At 38.9% G+C, this 2,893-nt stretch carries 2 protein-coding genes and 1 pseudogene; all 3 read left to right on the top strand.

The features are described from left to right. The first annotated feature begins 157 nt into the window (after nucleotides 1-157). Nucleotides 158-538 carry a hypothetical protein gene (locus VLN09_RS12325; RefSeq protein ID WP_414709128.1) on the top strand — a complete coding sequence of 127 codons (381 nt, stop codon included), beginning with the start codon at nucleotides 158-160 and terminating at the stop codon, nucleotides 536-538. Nucleotides 539-575: 37 nt separating this feature from the next. Next, nucleotides 576-1,525: pseudogene (locus tag VLN09_RS11150) on the top strand (IS3 family transposase); the annotation flags it as partial. Between the two features lie 57 nt (nucleotides 1,526-1,582). Further along, nucleotides 1,583-2,842 (top strand): MgtC/SapB family protein, encoded by a 1,260-nt coding sequence (locus VLN09_RS11155; protein ID WP_414709129.1) that lies wholly within the window; start codon nucleotides 1,583-1,585, stop codon nucleotides 2,840-2,842. Nucleotides 2,843-2,893 lie beyond the last annotated feature (51 nt).

Here is a 2,893-nt window from a genome sequence, read left to right on the forward strand (position 1 = left end):
ATCTTTCTGCTAAATTAAAAGAGATAGCTTTATGGTCTATCGGTTAGGAGGTATTATGGATAAGGACCTAAGAGGTAGTAAGTTGACGCGTGCAATGTTAGAAAGTGGTTATAGAAACGTATGATGTGCTGTCGATGACGAGAGCGACGAACAAGCAATGATGTATCATGACGGTAACAATTTTACAGCTTATATCGTAGCATTTGAGAATGGTTATTTTCATAGTGATGGCGGTATGCAATGGTTATATGCTGTGCCAATTAAGATAGAGAAAATAGAAAGCGATTATTGGTGTGAGGTCATTCATTATTTAAAGAAGAGCTGGAATGGTGTTAACGATGTTGAACTGGCAACCCTTAAATGGGTGGCACTTCGAGCACAGCTCTCGTCTTGCAAAGCTAAATCGATAATTAATCGATTTCTAACGCTTCTCAGGTTTAATAAAAAACGATTACACAGTACGATTGGTTATGTGTCACCCTTTGAGCTTGAAAGACGGTATTATGATAATTTAACTCTGTCAGGCATCGCTGCCTGACTCAAGTAAGTCTGCCTCCGATAAAGTCGGGGCGGTTCAGTTAGTCAGGTACGCCTTTATAGAAGCTAACCAGCATCTTTTTAGCATTATCCGCATGTGCCGTGTATTAAACGTAAAACCATCAAGCTACTACGATTGGGCAAATCGTGACATAAGCGCTCAGCAGATTTATCGCAATAAGTGTGAATTACTGATTAGAGTGGCTTATGATGAGACCAATCAGTGCTATGGCGTAGATCGACTACATGCCCACCTAAGTGCGCAAAGGTACGATATCAGCCAATATATGGTTAGAAGCATCAAAGAAGAATACGGCATTAAATGCCGTCGTCATAAGCGTTTTAAAGTTACTACCAACTCCGATCATAACAAGCTTGTCTATCCAAACGTGCTCGATCAGAAGTTTGACGCCAGTCGACCTAATGAGTCTTTGGTCAGTGGCATCACTTATATTTGGACTGCTGAGGGTTGGCTATACTTAGCAGGTGTTAAAGACCTCTACACCAAAGAGCTTGTTGGATATGCCATAAGTAAGCGCATGACCGCTGATTTAGTCTGTAAAGCATTGAATATGGCAATCAAGAATAAAGGGCCAAGCCAAGGGCTGATTTTACATTCTGATAGAGGCAGCCAGTATTGCAGTCATGCCTATCACAAAATCATCAAGCAGCATCATTTTAAAGGCTCAATGAGTGGTAAAGGTAATTGCTTTGATAATGCGCCAATAGAGAGTTTCTGGGGTGAGGAGCACTGCTCCGCAAGGAAGAATGAACTGGTATACCATAACGACTATAAAACAAGGTTTACAGTGATCAACGAAATCACACAATATATCGAGCTGTACTACATGAGGAGCGATTAGCAAAGCACTGCTTTGCAGCGACGCAAGACAAGAGCTATGCTCGCAATGGGACTAGGATTAAAAAGAGTTTAGGCTATAGATCGCCAAGACAGGTGTGGTTTGATTTTTATCGTCATGCTGCGTAATCAAAATCTCTAAAGTTTAGTTATATGGATTTGACAGCAGGGGTCATGGAGAGTGGGATGAGTTTCATAATTGTTAATACATTTACGATTGAACCTGTCCAAAATTTAATGACTGCAACTACTGCAGCACTAGGTTGTGGACTACTCATTGGTCTAGAAAGAGAGCGTAGCAAAAAACGTGAAAATCAACACAGCTTTGCAGGTATTAGATCTTTTGCAATTTGCTCTCTATTAGGGGCAATTTGTTTTTCTTTCGGTTTTTTTATAGGACTCATAGGGGCATTGATAGTAGGTGGTATAAGTCTCATCTCTATTAATAAACAAATTGAAGATCCAGGTGTAACCACTGAACTTGCTTTTATACTTACCTATTTTATAGGTGGACTATGTTTATGGCATATTTCTTATGCAGCTGCACTTACAGTAGTCCTTACCTTCCTTCTAATGACAAAGCATTCAATGCATGGAGTAGCGACTAAATGGATTACTGAGCTTGAATTCAAAGATGGTATCTTTTTACTTGCTTTACTTTTAATTGCACTTCCTTTAACCCCCAACAGGGCTCTTTGGGGTTCAGTACTAAATCCTTATATTACTTTAAAATTATTGACATTGGTTTTAGCCATTCAAGCACTAGCACATATGGCAAAGAGGCTTCTATCATCACGCCACGCCATCTTTTTATCTGCTTTAGCATCAGGATTTGTATCCAGTACAGCCACGATTGCAAGCCTTGGAATAGAAGTTCGTCATGGTCGTGCAGATGCAAAAGAAAATGCTGGAGCTGCCCTTATATCCTGTGTCGGAACATTGGTACAACTTCTTATTATTGTTGCAGGTGTCAGTTTTGCTTGGCTTAAAATTTTATTATTCCCATCTATTATCGCCATTATAATTTTAATTATTCCTGCAATATGGTTGATGAGAAAAAATCGATCCGGAGAGAACGTTAAGTTAACTGATACACCCATGTTTAGTTTAAAAGAGGCAGGTATCATTGTAGTTACACTTACTATTATTCAAGCACTTGTTTATGGTTTAAGTTTATGGCTGGGTGACGCTGGTCTTATTGCAGGAACCGTATTTACTTCTATCTTTGAGATGCATGCAGCAATGGCTGCCATAGTAATGCAAGGGAACCCAACTAACCATATTTTATTGCTCGCCTTATTATTAGGTTTAGCTACACATGCCATTTCTAAATCAATTAATGCGGCAATTACTGGTGGTTTTCAATACGCACTTGCTTTTGTTCCAACCCAAATTATTCACATGACTGTTTTAATTATCTTGATATATACTATGACGAATAATTAAAAAATTTGGTGGTGTGTCAAAAAGTATGCTGATTAAAATTTGAACAATTTT

The sequence above is a fragment of the Psychrobacter sp. genome (assembly GCF_035469765.1).
Classification (GTDB): domain Bacteria; phylum Pseudomonadota; class Gammaproteobacteria; order Pseudomonadales; family Moraxellaceae; genus Psychrobacter.

Bases quoted from the DNA above. Each gene is read 5' to 3' on its own strand.
- VLN09_RS12325 (WP_414709128.1), top strand. From the start codon at position 158: ATGATGTATCATGACGGTAACAATTTTACAGCTTATATCGTAGCATTT.
- VLN09_RS11155 (WP_414709129.1), top strand. From the start codon at position 1,583: ATGAGTTTCATAATTGTTAATACATTTACGATTGAACCTGTCCAAAAT.